We start from the raw sequence: 16,981 nt of genomic DNA on the forward strand, positions 1-16,981 counted from the left end.
CCCGGAGCTTTGTATATATTCTTTTCAAATTTTTTGCTTACAAATCAATCCCCATAAAGGACATAAATGCCAAGCCCATCAAACCTGTCAAAAGCATCGTAATACCCAAACCTTTCAAGCCATTTGGCACATGGGAGTATTTCAATTTTTCACGAATAGCAGCCAAAGCAATAATTGCAAGTAACCATCCAACACCTGAACCGAAACCATAAACTGCAGATTCAGCTAACGTGTAATCTCTTTGAGCCATGAAAAGTGAACCACCTAGGATAGCACAGTTCACCGCGATCAATGGAAGGAAAATACCCAAGGCACCGTATAGAGCAGGAGCAAATTTCTCAACAATCATCTCTACCAATTGTACCATGGCAGCAATGATGGCGATGAACATGATGAATCTCAAGAATGAAAGATCAATATCAGCCAAACCTGGGCTAATCCAAGCAAGAGCTCCTTCTTTCAATACATACTCGTTTAGCATCCAGTTAGTCGGTACTGTTACTGTCAATACGAAGATTACAGCAGCACCTAGACCCATTGCAGTACTTACTTTTTTGGAAACGGCCAAGAAAGAACACATTCCAAGGAAGTAAGCGAAAATCATATTGTCGATAAAGATCGACCGAATACCTAAATTAAATAAATCCATTTTTTCGCTAATTAATTAGTGTTCAACATAACCTGTCTTGGTACGCTGTACCCAGATGATGATACCCAAAATCATAAATGCTCCTACAGGTGATACCATCAATCCATTAGTTGCTAATGTGAAATCAGGACCAAATAAACCTGAGATATAATCATAAACCGGAATACCAAATACAGCACCTGAACCGAATAATTCACGGAAGAAGGCAACTGCCAAAATAATCCAGGAATAACCTAAAGCAGAACCAAATCCATCCAATACTGAATCGTATGGTTTGTTGCCCATAGCAAATGCTTCCAATCTACCCATTACAATACAGTTGGTAATGATCAAACCTACAAATACAGAAAGCTCTTTGTACATGTCATAAGCAAAGGCTTTCAATACTTCGTTTACCAAAGTAACCAAAGTCGCTACTACAGCTAGCTGTACGATGATTCTAACACGCCCAGGAACCGTGTTTCTCATCAAAGAAATAACAAAGTTGGACATTACTACCACAAAGATTACCGCGATCGCCATCACTAGCGTAGGCTTCATTTGGGTAGTTACTGCCAAAGCAGAACAAATGCCCAATACCTGAATTGTTACTGGGTTATCATCTACTAAAGGATCTGATATTAACTTCTTGCGACGCTTGGATAGTAAAGCCTCAGCAGGCTTTTTCTCAATCGCTTTTTCTACAGTTTCAGCACTCATGTTTATAAAATTCTTGAGTTGATAATTAGATTAAAGTGCAGCTACAGAAGTAGATGACTTTTTAGATTCTATGTATGCCTGATAATAGTTGAGGTAATTATAAAGCATATTATTTACTCCTTTGCCAGTAATAGTAGCTCCAGACATACCATCTACTTGATGAGGATTATCAGAGTAGTCTTTACCTTCACCTTTTTGCATTTGAACTGCTACTAGATCACCTGACTCATCGAAGATAGTCTTGCCAACATATCTCGACTGTACTTCAGGCTCAGTAATTCTTGCACCAAGACCAGGAGTTTCTCCAGCGTGAGCCAAAGTAATACCTCCAACTGTGTTCATATCTGTATCCAAAGCAATATAACCCCAGATTGCATCCCAAAGTCCTGCACCATAAAGTGGTAGTACATAATTAGCAACATCATCAGCATTGCCCTCAGCATGGTAGATGTAAACAGGGAATAATCTCTCCTCTTTTGGTTTCTTGTAGTTCTTAGCAATATCTACAGTTTCAGCAGTTACTGCTACACCGTCTTGCTCAGTTACTTCTTTTCCGTCGATGTCTACTACAATAGAAGCAATTCTACTTTCATAATAAGAATTGATCTCTTTAGGAGTCATTGCGGCGATTTCATCACCTGAAATAACGGCACCTAAAATCTGCTTCTTGTTATCTAAGGCAATAGCCTCTTTCTGCAAAGGACCTAAGACCTGAGAAGTACCAGAAAGAAGTAATCCTAAAACTACCGTCAGGATGACGGAGAATGTAATAATATAAGTGTTAGACTGTTGCACGTTGTAACCTCCTTGTTTTATTTGCCTTAACTACATAATAATCGATCAATGGAGCGAACACGTTCATGAACAGAACCGCAAGCATAATCCCTTCAGGGTATGCAGGGTTAGTCACTCGAATGATCACTGTAAGCATACCTATTAAAAGACCGTATATCCATTTACCTGTTTCTGTCTGAGAAGCTGATACCGGATCAGTAGCCATAAAGACTAAACCGAATGCTAAACCACCCATTACCCAGTGATACTGAGGTGGCAAAGCCATGTATTCATTCACAGCAAAAAGATTCATTACAAAGCCCATAATGTAAGCTCCAGCAAAACCAGAGAAAATAATCTTCCAGCTAGCTACTCCAGTAGCGATAAGAATCAATGCCCCTACCAAAGCCATCAAAGTAGAAGTCTCTCCGATTGAGCCGGGAATCCAACCCATGAATAGATTTGCAAATTCGTATAGTCCTGATCCCAAAACTGTATTGTGTGCAGCTAAAGCCTCTACGGCTGACTGCGTGCCTTCTACTCCGGCATTGTAAACTACTGAAAGAGCGGTAGCTCCTGAGAAACCGTCAACTGGCATCTTATCACCTAAATAAGTCCAAACCTGGTCACCAGAAATCTGTGCCGGGTAAGCGAAATACAAAAATGCTCTTGCTGTCATGGCCACGTTTAACACGTTCATACCAGTACCGCCGAACACTTCCTTTGCAATCACTACTGCGAATACCGTTGCCAATGCAACTTGCCACAATGGCGTAGTTGCAGGAACTACCAAAGGAATAAGCATCCCTGTTACCAGGAAGCCTTCGTTGATTGGGTGCTTGCGCACAATTGCAAAAATTGCTTCTACGACACCACCAGCAGTATAAGCGACTAATACAAGTGGAAGTACGAGCATTGCTCCAATGCCTAACTTCTCACCAAAATTCTCCCACAATCCAGCTGTTCCGCCAGTTGCGAGTAAATGCTGATGACCTGTATTGTACATACCAAAAAGCAAACAAGGAATCATAGCGATTACCACTGTGATCATCATTCGCTTCAAATCGATAGCATCCTTTACCTGAGCACCTTTGATGCCGGTAGTATGCTTAGGGCTGAACATAAATGTCTCCCCTGCCTCAAACGCATAATATAGACTTTCAAGCTTTCCACCTTTTTCGAAAAGTGGCTTCTGCTTGTCCAATAAATCTCTTAGAAACTTCATATGGATTAACTGTATTGGATTAATTCAATTCCTTTTCTCACCAACTCCTGCACAGGATGCTTTGACACATCCACAAACTCGCAAAGAGCTAAATCTTCTTCCACGATCTCATAGATCCCCAATTCTTCGATTTCATCAAAATCTTCCGCCATAATGGCTTTCAAAAGATAAACCGGCAGAATATCCATTGGCGTTACTGATTCAAAAACACCAGTCTGTACAAATGCTCTCTCCTCACCACGTGCATTGGAATCCATCACATGCTCTTTTTTCGGAGAAAGGAAGGAAAGCAATCCAAGTGCTCTATGATAGCTCAATCGGGTGGTAGGCTTTGCCCAACCCATAAATTCATAGTAATCACCTTCTGGGATCACGGTGATTTGGTTATGGTAGAAACCAACGAAACCTTCCAGAGAAATTTTCTCTCCGGTAAGCACATTCCCAGAAACCACTCTAACGTGTCCTGAATTAAGGTTTCCTTTTACAAAAGTAGAGACATTAGCTCCACTGTAGGTTTTCACATAAGCTGCTTTAGTCAATTCGGATCCGGTTACCGCGATGACTTTAGAAGCATCGTACACACCTTCCAAAATGAACTTACCGATCTGCGCTACTCCATAAGGAGTGACAGTCCATACAATCTCACCTTTATTGATAGGGTCAACGTGATGAATCTGTACGCCGACATTACCTGCTGGATGTGGACCAGAGAACTTGTTCACTTGGGCACCTTTCAAATCTGCAAATGGAGCTGGAGTGGATTTAGAACCATCCACGTTCAAGTGAACTTTGCCACTTGTCAGTTTAGCCAAAGCTTCAATTCCTGCCTGAAGATATTTCTCTTGGCCCTGCAATGCGAAAGCATAGTCTGGAGCCAATGGATGCGTATCAAAAGCAGATATGAAAATACTCTTTGGAGTATCCGCTGGATTTGCGACTATACCATAAGGTCTTTGGATGATGTTTGGCCAAACACCACTCGCTGCCAGTTTTGCTGCCAAAGCATCTCTATCCAGAGAAGCAATATTTACAGCACCTAGTTGCTCGAGGACGATGGTAGCATCCGCCAAAATACTGATTTCAAGCAATTTCCTGCGATCCCCACGCTTCACTTCGACAATTTTGCCGGAAACAGGAGCCGCATAAATTACTTGATCCAATGCTTTGTCGATCAGGATTGGAGTACCTGCCTTTACGGTATCTCCTTCATTGACAAGAACTTTAGGGCGCTGGAGCCCGATAAAGTCTGTCGGCTTAATTGCGAAGGTTTGCGCCGGGGCGAAATCAGCAAGCTCTTGCTTAGCCTTTCCCACCATATTGATGTCAAAACCTTTCTTAAGCTTCACTATTTTAGACATATCTGTTTTTGAACTATGAGCTTTTGAAAAACGCCCCAAATCTAATAAATAACCTTTTTAATTTGAGGGTATATGAACTTTAATGTTTGAACTTTTGGAAGAATGGCTTCCTAAGTTTTTAAATAACTCTATTTTAAACTGAAAGCACTCCTTCTTCGAGTGATTCTACGTAGGATTTCACTTGCTCCATCAACCACATAGGCGTAGATGTCGCTCCACAAATCCCTACTTTCTCATCTTTTTGGAACCAGTTTGGGTTAATTTCTGACTCATTTTCGATGAAGTAACTTCTCTCGTTTTCCGCCAGGCATACTTGATACAAGGCTTTTCCATTGGAGCTTTTTTTCCCAGACACAAATAAGATCACATCATTTTCCTGGGAAAAACGATGTAGCTGCGGCTCACGATTGGACACCTGCCGACAAATCGAATCATTTGCATTGAACGTCTCTCGAGTAAGCTCTTGCTTAGCGGCCTGGATTCTATCCTCAATCTTTTGAGAAATTTCGTAGAATCCCTTGGTACTTTTAGTTGTCTGACTGAACAACGTCACTGGTCTGGTAAAATCTATCTTTTCCAAATCAGAATCTTCCATCACTACAATAGCTTTTTCCAGCGTCTGACCTGTCAATCCGATCACTTCAGCATGGCCTTTTTTGCCATAAATGACAATCTGACCTTCCTCACGCTCCATTTTATCAAAGGCACTTTTCACCCGATGCTGGAGCTTCAATACTACTGGGCAAGAAGCATCAATTAGTTCAATATTGTTTTCTATAGCCGTTCTATAGGTCTCAGGCGGTTCGCCATGTGCGCGAATCAACACCTTGCAATCATGCAATTCTGAAAGTTGCTCACGGTCGATCACTACTAGGCCTTTCGCGCTAAGACGCGAAACCTCCATATCATTATGCACAATATCACCTAGGCAATACAGCTGGTCGCTTTGCTCCATCTCGTCCTCTGCCATTTTGATGGCAAATTCGACGCCGAAGCAGTACCCAGAGTTTTTATCAATGGTTACCTGCATAGCTCTCTTTTTTATCTATAATCTGTCTTGCTGCATGGACAATTTTCCCCACTTGCTCAGCAAAGGTAATGTTACTTGTATCTACCTCCACTGCATCTGGCATTTTCTTGAGCGGACTTTCCGCACGGGAAGAATCTACGCGATCTCTTTCGGCCAAATTGGTTTTAATTGCCTCCAATTCAACCAACTCGCCTTTCTCCAACAACTCTTCCTGACGTCTAACTGAACGGGTATCCAAATCCGCAGTCATAAATATTTTCAGGTCTGCATCAGGAAATACAACTGAGCCGATATCTCGACCATCCATGACAACCCCTTTTTTCTTTCCAAGTCGTTGCTGCTGCGCAACAAGCTCTTTTCTGATGGCAGCTACAGTCGCGATTTCACTCACTTTATTTGAAATCCGCATAGTACGGATCTCCTTTTCCACATTCAATCCGTTCAAATAAGTCTCTTGCTTGAGCGTATCCGGATTGAGGTGAAAAGAAATTTCTAGTGATTTCAGTCCCTTTTCCACATCATGTGGATTGGCTGGAGAAAGGAAGTTGTTCAAAAAGTGTAGCGTCGCCGCTCTATACATAGCTCCGGAATCGATGTAAGTATATCCCAAATCCTTTGCAACTGCTTTGGCAGTGGAGCTCTTCCCACATCCCGAATATCCATCGATGGCGATGACGATTTTATTCATTCAAAAAACCCGCTTAATTCGTTTTTTTATTACTGCGCAAATATAGTAGTTTTAATCTAAACCAATCCCCAAACCTTGGAATCGAATCGCTTATACAGATTCTCTCCAATTAATTTCTCCCACATTTTTATGCAAATCCTAGGTCAATTCGTAGACATTCCAAACCGTGAAATTTATGCTGTTTCTCTCAGTGTAGCCCATGGAAAAATAGTAAAGCTGGAAAAAATAGATGAAGATTCTTCTTTGCCTTATTTGATGCCTGGGTTCATCGACGCGCATGTACATGTAGAGAGTTCCATGCTTGTACCTTCCGAATTTGCCAGACTTGCCGTAGTTCATGGAACTCTAGCAACAGTCTCCGATCCGCACGAAATCGCCAATGTCTGTGGAATGGAAGGCGTGGAATACATGATCGAGAATGGGAAACAGGTTCCTTTTAAATTTTACTTCGGCGCACCCTCTTGTGTTCCTGCCACACCTTTTGAAACAACGGGTGGAGAAATCAATGCCGCTGACATTGAAAACCTGATGTCCCGCCCAGAGATTCATTACCTAGCAGAAATGATGAACTGGCCTGGAACGGTGAATCGAGATGAGCAGGTGATGGAGAAAATCCGAATCTCAAAGAAATACGGTAAACCTATCGATGGACATGCGCCAGGACTAAAAGGCGAATTGGCTGAAAAATATGTAAGCGCTGGCCCTAGCACCGATCATGAATGCTTTACGGCTGAGGAGGCTTTGGGGAAATTAAAGCTGGGAATGAAAATCGCCATCCGTGAGGGTTCTGCTGCCAAAAACTTCGAAGCCCTTATAGACCTGATCGATGATTATCCTGAGATGATTATGTTTTGCTCGGATGATAAGCATCCAGATAATCTAGCTATTTCTCATATCAATGAACTAGCAGCTCGAGCTGTCGCAAAAGGCAAAGATGTGTTCAATGTTCTTCGAGCTGCTTGCTTAAATCCAATTGCTCACTATTCCATGAATGTAGGACAATTGAGAGAGGGAGATCCTGCAGATTTTATTCTGGTGAAAGACTTGATAGATTTTAAAATTATCAGCACTTATATAGATGGAGAGAAGGTAGCGGAGAATGGAAAGACGCTGATTCAGCCAATCAAAAATGAGGTCATCAATAATTTTAAGACTTCTCTGAAAACCCCTGAAGACTTTCAGCTCAAAGCCCATGGATCAAAAGTAAGAGTAATCGAAGCTTTGGATGGGCAATTAATCACTCCGGAAATCTCCGGTGAAATACTCATCCAAGACGGCTTTGCGGAATCGAATCCAGACGGAGACATCTTAAAAATCACCGTGGTCAACCGCTACCAAGATGCTCCTCCAGCTGTGGCTTTTATCAAGAACTTTGGGTTGAAAACCGGTGCCATCGCTTCCTCAGTTGGTCATGACTCCCATAATATTATCGCGGTAGGAATCGATGACGAATCCATATGCAAAGCGGTAAATCTAATAATCGAAGCAAAAGGTGGAGTTTCTGCCGTTTCTGAAAATCAGGAAGGAATACTTCCACTTCCAGTAGGAGGAATTATGTCTGCTTCGGATGGGTATGAAGTAGCAGCTGCTTACACGAGCATCGATAAACTTGCCAAGGAAATGGGAGCCACGCTGAACTCTCCTTTTATGACATTAAGCTTTATGGCTTTACTGGTGATTCCAGATTTGAAGCTAAGTGACAAGGGATTGTTTAATGGGCAGAAGTTTGAGTTTGAGGAGGTGTTTTTTGGATAGACGGAAGACAGAAGACGGGAGACAGAAGTAGCCTAAAAAGTGAAGCTCTCTCTAAGACACTTTTCCTTCGATCCTTTCAAAAAAGTGAAGAATTTAATCATGAAAAACACGAACGTCAATAGTCTAGATCGAATCCAGAAAGCCCAGTCCATTGGATCTGTGGTGACTATGATATCTTTTATCCTAAATGTATTTGTGAGTAGAATGAATTCGCTGGAATTCTTGACTATTCCTTTAATAATCGTTGTTTCCTTGACGATTGCCGTTTCAAGCTATTTCCTTTTTCAGACCGTCAAACACAAGGAAAAAATTAATGGCTTTCGTAAAAACATGACGGCTTTCATGATTAGAGTTATCATAAACGTAGTGCTGCTTGTGCTTATGGTAATTTGATAAGTGAAAACTTCGGAGTCCAATTCCGAATTTTCCCATATATTGAAACTAAACACCCACACTGATCACTTACCATCTCAATATGTACAAAAGAGGCATAATAGTTTTTTCAGTATTTCACTTGTTCTTTTTCTCTTGTTCTCAAAAGTCAGTTGGAGAGCAATCAGATTTAGGTTTTGACAAAAGCATTTCGCTAAACAATGGAGAGCGCCTATCACTATCTGATGAAATAAATAGATCGTCGGACATGATCATTATCAATGACAAAATGGTCATAGCTGATAAGGATGATGAATATTACTTTAAGGTCTTCAATATCTTGGAAGAAAAATTCGAAGGAGATCTCGGAAAAATAGGAGAAGGACCCTGTGAAATAGGGTTTCCAACTTACTTACAAGCAGTGCCCAATAATTTTGATGACATTGGACTTGTACTCAAATCAAATTTCGGATATCAAGAGATGTCGTTGGTGTCATTTGATAAATCCGAGGAATCGAATTGCAATAATGGGATAGAAAAGATCGCATTCGATTTCATGAATTATGTCAAGGTAGCTGACTCATTATTTATAGGAACAGGTATTTTTCAAAAAAAATATGCCTCTTTCAAAATAGGTGAACAGAGTTATGAAGAACTAGCTATTGATTATCCTTACTTGTCTGCAGAGATGAAATCTGTACCGAATTCAATCCCTATGTCCCAGCAAGGAAAATTTAGGATCAAGCCTGGTGGGAAGAGCATATTATTTACTCATAGTTCAAATCCATTTTTTGACATTCTGGAAATAGAGAATAACAACATCACTTTAAAATTCCGAATGGAAGGAGAAGCTCCTGACTTCATAGGCTCAAACAGTCCGAAATCAATGAGCGCAGTAATGACTGATGAAAATATCAATGGCTTCATCAGTAGCAGCACTACTGACAATTTTATTTATCTGCTTTATTCAGGAAAAACGCGAAACCAAGGCGAGGAAAAATATTCAAACCAAGTATGGGTATATGATTGGGATGGGAATCCAATTAAAAAATTTCTACTTGATCAGGAAGTAAATCAGATAGCAGTTTCTCCAAATGATGAATTTCTAATATCCTATCATGACAACGGGAAGCCCAACTTGACTCGCTACAAGCTAGGTGGAGAATAAAGTATAACCCCTCCAGTTTCCAAAAAATCTGGAGGGTTTATTATCAAATATCCGAAGTAAAGTGAAACTCTATCTCAGGATAGTTATCCATTACCATCTGAAGCCAGGCTTTTGACTCGGCCATAAAGACCAGCTTGCCGTCTTTGTCATGGGCAATGTGACGGTTTTTGGAGCGGACAAATTCCTCCAGCTGCTTCTTGTCCTTGCTGGTGATCCAGCAGGCTTTGTACAGGTTCATAGGATGAAACTCTACCGTGGCATTGTATTCGTTTTTCAATCGGAACTGGATTACTTCAAACTGAAGCTGCCCGACTGTCCCGACTACTTTTCTAGAACCCATATCGAAGGTAAAAAGCTGCGCTACTCCTTCTTCCATCAGTTGCTTCAAGCCTTTCTCAAGTTGCTTGGTTTTCATGGCATCCTTGTTCACCACCTCACGGAAAATCTCCGGGGAGAAACTCGGAATCCCAACAAACTGCATGTCTTCTCCATCTGTCAGCGTATCCCCGATTTTCAGGTTTCCCGTATCGTACAATCCCACAATATCACCTGGGAATGCCTCATCTATCATTTCCTTATCCTGCGCCATAAACTGAGTCACATTGGAAAAGCGCAATGGCTTTGGTCCACGCACGTGATTGTAAGGTTTGTTCCGCTCAAAAGTCCCTGAGCATATTCTCAAGAATGCAATCCTGTTTCGGTGATTTGGATCCATGTTGGCGTGAATCTTAAATACAAAGCCAGAGAATTTCTTCTCATCAGGCTTCACCTCACGTTCCTCGGTTCTTCGGCTTTTCGGTGCTGGTGCAATTTTGATAAACGTATCCAACATCTCATTGATGCCGAAGTTATTCACTGCTGAGCCAAAGAATACCGGTGCCACTTTGCCTTCCAAATATTCTGTTGGATCAAAATCAGGATATACTCCCTCGATCAATTCCACATCTTCACGAAGCTGATTAGCGTAGTTTTTCCCGATTAATTCTTCCAATTCAGGATCATTCACGTCTTCAAAAGATTGGCGAACATCGCTGAGTTTTCGTTGAGATGGGGTGAATAGATTGAGCTTATGATCAAATAGATTGTAAACACCTTTGAATGTCTTTCCCATGCCGATAGGCCAGGAAAGCGGACGGCACTGTATATTCAGCTTTTGCTCAACTTCTTCAATCAGCTCGTATGGATCACGGCCCTCTCTATCGAGTTTGTTGATAAAGCAGATTACTGGGGTATTTCTCATCCGGCAAACTTCCATCAGTTTCTCCGTCTGAATCTCCACCCCTTTCACACAGTCTATCACCATGATAACTGAATCGACCGCCGTCAATGTGCGGTAAGTATCCTCAGCAAAATCTTGGTGACCAGGCGTATCAAGCAGGTTGATTTTGATGTCTTTATATTCAAAGCCCATGACAGAAGTAGCCACGGAAATCCCTCTTTGCTTCTCTATTGCCATCCAATCCGACTTGGTTCCTGTGTCGATTTTATTGGATTTCACCGCACCCGCTGTCTGTATCGCACCACCAAAAAGCAACAACTTTTCAGTCAAAGTAGTCTTTCCTGCATCAGGGTGAGCAATAATTGCAAAGGTTCTACGCTTCTGGATTTCTTCTTTCAAACTCATGGGGGACATCAAATTAAGGCTGCAAAGGTAGGGAAAAACCGCTAAAAATGAGGACGCAATTTTAAAGTCGCACTTAGGAGAAAAAATGAGAGCTTCAGATAAATTTTAGATTTACGAAATACGATTTACGAGATCCCCGATAGAGTTAAAATCCATCTACAATTTTGAACATATTTGAAAAGTGAAAAGAGAATCAACAGGAAAAGGATCATACCCCTCTAAACTTCATCATTGGATATTCTTCATTCGACATTCATCATTGAAAAATCGAAAGGGTTTACTGTAGGAAGTAAAGAATGAAGTCCAAATTGCCTCGTAAATCGTAATTCAACAATCGTAAATCCTAATACTCCAAGATTCCCTCGGTTATAAACTGTGAGGCCCCTTCATGATTTCCGTGCAGCAATATCCTAAAGGTGGTCCCTACTCCAACTTCTGAGTTTTTGACAAAAATCCTCCCGCCATGATATCCTTCCACGATTCTTTTTGCGAGTGTCAAACCCAGCCCCCAACCTCTTTGACGGGTAGAGAATCCTGGATTAAATACACGTTTGTACATTCGCTTTTCCATACCCTTCCCGGTGTCTGTGATATCTATAATCACATACTTATCACTATCCTGTAGAATGGTAATATCAATCTGCCCTTTACCCTTCATCGCATCTACAGCATTTTTACAGATATTTTCTATCACCCACTCAAACAGTGGCTTATTCATCATCGCATCGAGATCCTTAGTGTCTGCATGAATATTCAAATCCACTTTGGTAGATATTCTCGGACGGAGGTAATTAATTGTTTCGTCAATTGCTTCGTAGACATTCCCTGATTGGATCACGGGCTTACTGCCAATACTGCTAAATCGCTCCGTCACCATCCTCAGCTTCACCACGTCCTTATCCATTTCGGTGATGATTTCCTTATTTTCCTCCCAGACTGGAGAGTTTCGCAGGTAATCAATCCAAGCCATCAAAGAAGCGATCGGCGTTCCCAATTGATGTGCAGTTTCTTTAGTAAGACCAGCCCACACGCGGTTTTGCTCGGCAATTTTACTTTGGTTGAAAAGAGCATAAGCCAATACCCCAAAAATCAGAATGATTCCTAATTGCACGTAAGGATAATACTTTAGATTAATCAGCAACTCAGAGTTCCTGTAATAAACCAGAATATCTGCCTCTGGAAGCAAAATAGGTTCGTACTCCGCTCGCATCTCTGCCAGCTCCTTTTGCAGCGTTTCTGCAGAATCGGCAGCACTTGCATTATTCTTAAAAGGTATATTTCTAAATTCAATAGGATTGGCCGAATCATCCACCATAATGATCGGAATGGAATAATTCTGTTGGATGATCTCCTGATTGATAAACGTGAGATTCTCCATCGTAGTAGCTGCATACTCCAGCGCACTGGACAGCAATTCGATCTGCCTCCTTTCCCGCTCGCGCAATTCCTCCACCAGACTATTAGTATACCAAATCGAACCTGCTCCTATGATTAGAGAGGCCGCAACGACAAGCCATTTGACTTGCTTCTTATTTGTATAAAAATCTAAAGAGGTAAGGTCTTGAAATCTTTTTTTCATTAATCAAACTTGAATTACTACCGTTACTAACTTCCCAATCACATAGATAGTATGACTTGAAGATAGAATTTATCAGTTGGGAAGGTATCGACCTATGGAGTAAATTTATACTTTAATTCAAGCAGAGAAAATTAAACAACTTAAATATGAAATCGAGCATCCCTCCGGCATCACAAAACGGGATAGTTATATCGCATGCGAGATTCCATATGACACTAGAAAAACAAACAAAAAGCATATGAAAACGAACGACATTGGATTAGAAATCAAAGAAAGTAAGGTATTGGTAGAAAAACTTAATGACCTACTAGCTAATTATCAGATTTACTACCAGAATTTGAGGAATTTTCATTGGAATGTATCAGGCCCAAATTTCTTTGAGCTTCATGCCAAATTTGAAGAACTTTACAATGCTGCGAACTTGGCAGTAGACGAAACTGCAGAACGAATTTTGACTTTAGGGGCCAGACCACTTTCTTCATATCAGGAATACATTGACACCGCTTCTATCAAAGAGGCAAAAGAGATTACGGATCCCATGAAAATGGTGGAGATAATCAAGTCAAATATGAACACCCTTTTGCAACTCGAAAGAGAAACCCTCGAAGCAGCAGGAGCATCAGGCGATGAGGGAACTGCTTCCCTGATGAGTGACTACATTACTGCAAAAGAAAAAGTAGTATGGATGCTTTCTGCGTATTTGAGATAACAAGAATGATCTTCCCCCAATAACGCCTAAACTAAAATCCCGACCAGCAACTGATCGGGATTTTTTTCTATCAAAAATTGCTACTTCTTGACTCTTTTTTCCTGACTCTTGATTTATTGGTATTTAGCTCTACCACCTTGATATTTCTATCTTGCTACTTAATACTAAGATTTTAGCTTATCAATTATTCGTCTTGATCCACTTCCAAAGTGTCTTATAGCTTGGCTTTGTTCCATGCATCAGAATTCCTATTCGGTAGATCTTACCCGCTACCCAAGTAGTAAATAAAAAGCCAACGATTAAAAGCCCCATAGATAAAGCTAGCTCCCAAAATGGCACGCCATAACTTACCCTACCCATCATCGCAATCGGCGAAGTCAGCGGAACTACTGATAGCCAAAATGACGTAGTGCTGGTAGGATCATTCAGTACAAAAACAAACAAACCCATGTAGGCTACAATCAAAGGAATAGTCACGGGTAACATAAACTGCTGCGCGTCCGAAGGTGCATCCACCGCAGATCCAATTGCAGCAAACAAAGCTCCATATAAGAGGTACCCTCCCAAGAAGTAAAAAACAAAACTTAAAGCTATCTGCATGTAATTAATTCCTGCGATCACTTGCAGTATTTCACCCATTTCTGTGTTTTGAGCTAGTCCTTGAGCCAATTCAGGATTGGCCAATTCCATCGCCTGTTGCTGGGGCATTTGCATCCCCAGAAAGCCCGTCACAATAGTCGTCAACGTTCCCACTAGCACGATCCAAATTAGAAGCTGAGTTAAGCCTACTCCAGCAATGCCAATGATTTTCCCCAGCATCAACTGAAATGGTTTGAGTGAAGAAACCAATATCTCCACGATCCTACTGGACTTTTCTTCAATCACACCTTGCATAATCTGATTGCCATAGATGAAAATGAACATGTAAATCAAAATCCCAGCTACAAAGCCAATCGCATAATTCACAGTTGCATCACTTACAGTTTCTGTCCCTTCTTCATCTAGCGTAATGGATTTGATCGCCACTTTTGTCCGGACATCATTTATAATTTTTGGATCAATTCCACTTTCAAAAAGCCGTTGTTCCTCGATTTTCTTCCGCAGATTATTCTCCAAATAGCTGATCAGACTCATACTTGGATTTTCTTCTCCATAAAAAGAAATCCCCGTTGGATCTTTTATATCAAACTTAGGGATATGCAGAAAGCCGTAACGGTCTCCATCCTGTACTAATTTCTTGGCTTCTTCAGAGTTTATATCCGAAAAGGAAAAAGCATACTGCTCAGAACTTTCCAAGAAAAACAGCTTATTGTCATCTACCACCTCGATGATTCTCAGCGCTTGATTGTCTTCCTCTTCTAAAGCGATCCACACGAAAATCCCCATGATGGCTGGGAAAATCAAAGGAGTCAATAAGGTGACAAGCAAAAACGATTTCTTTTTAACTCGAGCGACATATTCACGCTGAATTACTAACCAGATTTTATCCATTTTCTGTTGACTTTACCTGGTGAATAAAAATTTCTTCCATACTTGGAATCAGTTCTTGAAACTGGCTCACTTGACCATATTGCATTAACTCATTGAGAAGTTCATTTGGCAATTTCCCACTAAGAGGTAGCGTAAAGCTGTAGCTTCCTTCGTCTTGTTTGGATATCCACTCTGTCGGCAAATCTCTAGTAAGGTGATCAAGAGTTATCGTATAGACTTCCGGTCTATAGATGGATTTCACCTGCTTGATTGTACCATCCAAGATTTTCTTCGAGCGATTGATCATTGCGACCTGGTCACACAGCAGCTCTACAGACTCCATTCTGTGAGTACTGAGGATCACTGTGGTGCCTTTCTCCTTGAGTTCCAAAATCTCATTTTTGATAATTTCTGCATTTACTGGATCAAAACCTGAGAAAGGTTCATCGAGGATCAAGAGCGGAGGATTATGAATTATTGTGGAGATAAACTGGACTTTCTGCGCCATGCCTTTGGATAGATCTTCAATCTTCTTGTCCTTCCAAGTCTCCATTTCCAGCTTTTCCAGCCAGTATTTGATCTTCAGTTTAGCCTCATGAGGACTAAGTCCTTTTAATCTCGCGAAATAAAGCATCTGATCCCAGACCTTCATTTTCTTATAAAGCCCACGCTCTTCTGGCAAGTAGCCAATCAGTCCAATATGCTTAGGTGCCAAAAGCTCACCCCCAATGTAAACTTCACCGCTATCGCTATCTATAATCTGATTGATAATCCGAATCAGCGTGGTTTTACCCGCTCCATTAGGCCCGAGAAGTCCAAAAACCACTCCTTCCGATACATTTAAATCCACATCTGTTAGCGCCTTATTGGCCTCATAGGATTTATTAAGCTTTTCGATTTTTAGCATATCTGAAAAAATAGGAATTATTCCACTGTTAAAGAACCCACTCCTACATCAATGATCAATTCCATCAGTCTTGGATCATTGGGTTTATAGCCTTTTGTAACGTAAGTCCCTTTTTCTAAAGTCTTTAAATACTTAGGCATGGAGGTTTTACACATAGCCGTAGTTCTCATTTTTATTTTGATGGGAAAAGAGTCAGAAGGCAAACGCACGTGAAGTGTTCCTGCACCAACTGCAGCAATAATATGGCTGGCATTATGCATGCCATCTGAGAAATCCAAATCGATTTTGCCATAGTTAACTTCGAATATCATTCTCTTGGCATTGGTGAAATTGGCATCATTTACCACTACGGTCCCCATATTTAGGGTTACCAAAAGGGTATCCATCTGAACTTGATTTGGAGAGTCGCTACTATAGCGGATAGCCACATCAGCACTGGCACTTTTCACTTTCAGCTGACTGATGGTTAGATTGGCAAGGTCAAAGTCTGACTTGCCCATTCCCAAATTAAAATCTAGATGATAAAGATAATTGGTACTTAAACCTACATTCCAGCTGTGATCAAAATCATCTGAAGATCCCGAAAAGAGTTTGGATGTGATACTTTTACCGAGATTTTCGGACTCCACGTTCTTATGAACCAATGTGGTCTGAAGTATATTATTTGATACTTTCTGAGAAAATACCGGAAGGATATTCGTTTGATCGAGATGCCCATGGATATAGACAGGATCAGAAGATTTGGTTCTCTTCAGCTGCGTGGTACTCTTGTAGGAGGTGAACTCCAAAGCAACCATATCAAAACCGTCTTTTTCTGTCGCCTTGAACTCTTTGACTAGTTGCGCCTTACCCACAGCTACCCATCCAATCATCATCAGAAAAAGCAGACACAATCTTTTAAGCATACGGTAAGGTTACGAGGCGACTTTAAAAAGGTTTTTTAAAAATATAAAAAAAGCCAGAATTGCTTCTGG

General features: G+C 41.0%; 16 protein-coding genes. 4 read left to right on the forward strand and 12 right to left on the reverse strand.

All coding sequences use genetic code 11. The features are described from left to right. Nucleotides 1–37: 37 nt before the first annotated feature. From nqrE to cmk, 7 genes are all read right to left on the reverse strand, one after another. Nucleotides 38–649, reverse strand: coding sequence for an NADH:ubiquinone reductase (Na(+)-transporting) subunit E (gene nqrE / locus AACZ87_RS13110; protein ID WP_339867811.1), 612 nt, complete (start codon nucleotides 647–649; stop codon nucleotides 38–40). Between the two features lie 15 nt (nucleotides 650–664). Then, entirely contained in the window at nucleotides 665–1,348 is a 684-nt protein-coding gene (locus AACZ87_RS13115) for an NADH:ubiquinone reductase (Na(+)-transporting) subunit D (RefSeq protein WP_339867813.1), read from the reverse strand. A gap of 30 nt (nucleotides 1,349–1,378) precedes the next feature. Further along, on the reverse strand, nucleotides 1,379–2,143 hold the full coding sequence (gene nqrC, locus AACZ87_RS13120; RefSeq protein WP_339867814.1) for an NADH:ubiquinone reductase (Na(+)-transporting) subunit C: 765 nt from the start codon (nucleotides 2,141–2,143) through the stop codon (nucleotides 1,379–1,381). Then, a complete protein-coding gene (locus AACZ87_RS13125) occupies nucleotides 2,130–3,347 on the reverse strand; it encodes an NADH:ubiquinone reductase (Na(+)-transporting) subunit B (protein WP_339867815.1) in 1,218 nt (405 codons plus the stop codon). The genes nqrC and AACZ87_RS13125 overlap by 14 nt, the downstream gene beginning before the upstream one ends. Nucleotides 3,348–3,352: 5 nt before the next feature. Beyond that, nucleotides 3,353–4,705 (reverse strand): Na(+)-translocating NADH-quinone reductase subunit A, encoded by a 1,353-nt coding sequence (locus AACZ87_RS13130; RefSeq protein ID WP_339867816.1) that lies wholly within the window; start codon nucleotides 4,703–4,705, stop codon nucleotides 3,353–3,355. Nucleotides 4,706–4,838: 133 nt separating this feature from the next. Next, on the reverse strand, nucleotides 4,839–5,735 hold the full coding sequence (locus AACZ87_RS13135) for a 4-hydroxy-3-methylbut-2-enyl diphosphate reductase (protein WP_339867817.1): 897 nt from the start codon (nucleotides 5,733–5,735) through the stop codon (nucleotides 4,839–4,841). Beyond that, nucleotides 5,719–6,423 (reverse strand): (d)CMP kinase, encoded by a 705-nt coding sequence (gene cmk, locus AACZ87_RS13140; RefSeq protein ID WP_339867818.1) that lies wholly within the window; start codon nucleotides 6,421–6,423, stop codon nucleotides 5,719–5,721. Before cmk ends, AACZ87_RS13135 begins: the two co-directional genes overlap by 17 nt. A gap of 129 nt (nucleotides 6,424–6,552) precedes the next feature. Here cmk and ade point away from each other — a divergent pair, with 129 nt between their 5' ends. From ade to AACZ87_RS13155, 3 genes are all read left to right on the forward strand, one after another. Beyond that, nucleotides 6,553–8,178 (forward strand): adenine deaminase, encoded by a 1,626-nt coding sequence (ade, locus tag AACZ87_RS13145; protein WP_339867819.1) that lies wholly within the window; start codon nucleotides 6,553–6,555, stop codon nucleotides 8,176–8,178. A 99-nt stretch (nucleotides 8,179–8,277) separates the two neighbouring features. Then, nucleotides 8,278–8,571, forward strand: a complete 294-nt coding sequence (locus tag AACZ87_RS13150) for a hypothetical protein (protein ID WP_339867820.1) — start codon at nucleotides 8,278–8,280, stop codon at nucleotides 8,569–8,571. Between the two features lie 82 nt (nucleotides 8,572–8,653). Then, entirely contained in the window at nucleotides 8,654–9,718 is a 1,065-nt protein-coding gene (locus AACZ87_RS13155; protein ID WP_339867822.1) for a BF3164 family lipoprotein, read from the forward strand. A 43-nt stretch (nucleotides 9,719–9,761) separates the two neighbouring features. On the opposite strand, the gene AACZ87_RS13160 is transcribed toward AACZ87_RS13155, so the two are convergent. Further along, a complete protein-coding gene (locus tag AACZ87_RS13160; protein WP_283414670.1) occupies nucleotides 9,762–11,342 on the reverse strand; it encodes a peptide chain release factor 3 in 1,581 nt (526 codons plus the stop codon). 343 nt (nucleotides 11,343–11,685) lie between these two features. Next, nucleotides 11,686–12,921 (reverse strand): ATP-binding protein, encoded by a 1,236-nt coding sequence (locus AACZ87_RS13165; RefSeq protein ID WP_283414671.1) that lies wholly within the window; start codon nucleotides 12,919–12,921, stop codon nucleotides 11,686–11,688. A 238-nt stretch (nucleotides 12,922–13,159) separates the two neighbouring features. On the opposite strand from AACZ87_RS13165, the gene AACZ87_RS13170 reads away from it, so the two are divergent. Then, the gene (locus tag AACZ87_RS13170) at nucleotides 13,160–13,630 is read left to right on the forward strand and encodes a DNA starvation/stationary phase protection protein (RefSeq protein WP_283414672.1); all 471 of its coding nucleotides are present in this window, start codon (nucleotides 13,160–13,162) and stop codon (nucleotides 13,628–13,630) included. A 180-nt stretch (nucleotides 13,631–13,810) separates the two neighbouring features. Here the strand turns inward: AACZ87_RS13170 and AACZ87_RS13175 are convergent, their stop codons facing one another. From AACZ87_RS13175 to AACZ87_RS13185, 3 genes are read right to left on the reverse strand one after another with little or no spacing between them, the layout of a single operon-like run. Continuing rightward, complete coding sequence (locus AACZ87_RS13175) at nucleotides 13,811–15,121, reverse strand: ABC transporter permease (RefSeq protein ID WP_339867826.1); 1,311 nt, start codon at nucleotides 15,119–15,121, stop codon at nucleotides 13,811–13,813. Beyond that, complete coding sequence (locus AACZ87_RS13180) at nucleotides 15,114–16,007, reverse strand: ATP-binding cassette domain-containing protein (protein WP_339867827.1); 894 nt, start codon at nucleotides 16,005–16,007, stop codon at nucleotides 15,114–15,116. The genes AACZ87_RS13175 and AACZ87_RS13180 overlap by 8 nt, the downstream gene beginning before the upstream one ends. Before the next feature lie 17 nt (nucleotides 16,008–16,024). After that, nucleotides 16,025–16,912, reverse strand: coding sequence for a hypothetical protein (locus tag AACZ87_RS13185; RefSeq protein ID WP_339867829.1), 888 nt, complete (start codon nucleotides 16,910–16,912; stop codon nucleotides 16,025–16,027). Between the last annotated feature and the right edge of the window lie 69 nt (nucleotides 16,913–16,981).

Source organism: uncultured Algoriphagus sp. (genome assembly GCF_963974365.1).
In the GTDB taxonomy this organism is placed as follows: Bacteria; Bacteroidota; Bacteroidia; order Cytophagales; family Cyclobacteriaceae; genus Algoriphagus.

What these genes read in the sequence shown, in the direction of transcription:
- ade (WP_339867819.1), top strand. Translation starts at nt 6,553, where the DNA reads ATGCAAATCCTAGGTCAATTCGTAGACATTCCAAACCGTGAAATTTAT.
- AACZ87_RS13170 (WP_283414672.1), top strand. Translation starts at nt 13,160, where the DNA reads ATGAAAACGAACGACATTGGATTAGAAATCAAAGAAAGTAAGGTATTG.
- nqrE (WP_339867811.1), bottom strand. Translation starts at nt 649, where the DNA reads ATGGATTTATTTAATTTAGGTATTCGGTCGATCTTTATCGACAATATG.
- AACZ87_RS13130 (WP_339867816.1), bottom strand. Translation starts at nt 4,705, where the DNA reads ATGTCTAAAATAGTGAAGCTTAAGAAAGGTTTTGACATCAATATGGTG.
- AACZ87_RS13165 (WP_283414671.1), bottom strand. Translation starts at nt 12,921, where the DNA reads ATGAAAAAAAGATTTCAAGACCTTACCTCTTTAGATTTTTATACAAAT.
- AACZ87_RS13160 (WP_283414670.1), bottom strand. Translation starts at nt 11,342, where the DNA reads ATGAGTTTGAAAGAAGAAATCCAGAAGCGTAGAACCTTTGCAATTATT.
- AACZ87_RS13115 (WP_339867813.1), bottom strand. Translation starts at nt 1,348, where the DNA reads ATGAGTGCTGAAACTGTAGAAAAAGCGATTGAGAAAAAGCCTGCTGAG.
- cmk (WP_339867818.1), bottom strand. Translation starts at nt 6,423, where the DNA reads ATGAATAAAATCGTCATCGCCATCGATGGATATTCGGGATGTGGGAAG.
- AACZ87_RS13175 (WP_339867826.1), bottom strand. Translation starts at nt 15,121, where the DNA reads ATGGATAAAATCTGGTTAGTAATTCAGCGTGAATATGTCGCTCGAGTT.
- AACZ87_RS13150 (WP_339867820.1), top strand. Translation starts at nt 8,278, where the DNA reads ATGAAAAACACGAACGTCAATAGTCTAGATCGAATCCAGAAAGCCCAG.
- AACZ87_RS13180 (WP_339867827.1), bottom strand. Translation starts at nt 16,007, where the DNA reads ATGCTAAAAATCGAAAAGCTTAATAAATCCTATGAGGCCAATAAGGCG.
- AACZ87_RS13135 (WP_339867817.1), bottom strand. Translation starts at nt 5,735, where the DNA reads ATGCAGGTAACCATTGATAAAAACTCTGGGTACTGCTTCGGCGTCGAA.
- AACZ87_RS13125 (WP_339867815.1), bottom strand. Translation starts at nt 3,347, where the DNA reads ATGAAGTTTCTAAGAGATTTATTGGACAAGCAGAAGCCACTTTTCGAA.
- AACZ87_RS13155 (WP_339867822.1), top strand. Translation starts at nt 8,654, where the DNA reads ATGTACAAAAGAGGCATAATAGTTTTTTCAGTATTTCACTTGTTCTTT.
- AACZ87_RS13185 (WP_339867829.1), bottom strand. Translation starts at nt 16,912, where the DNA reads ATGCTTAAAAGATTGTGTCTGCTTTTTCTGATGATGATTGGATGGGTA.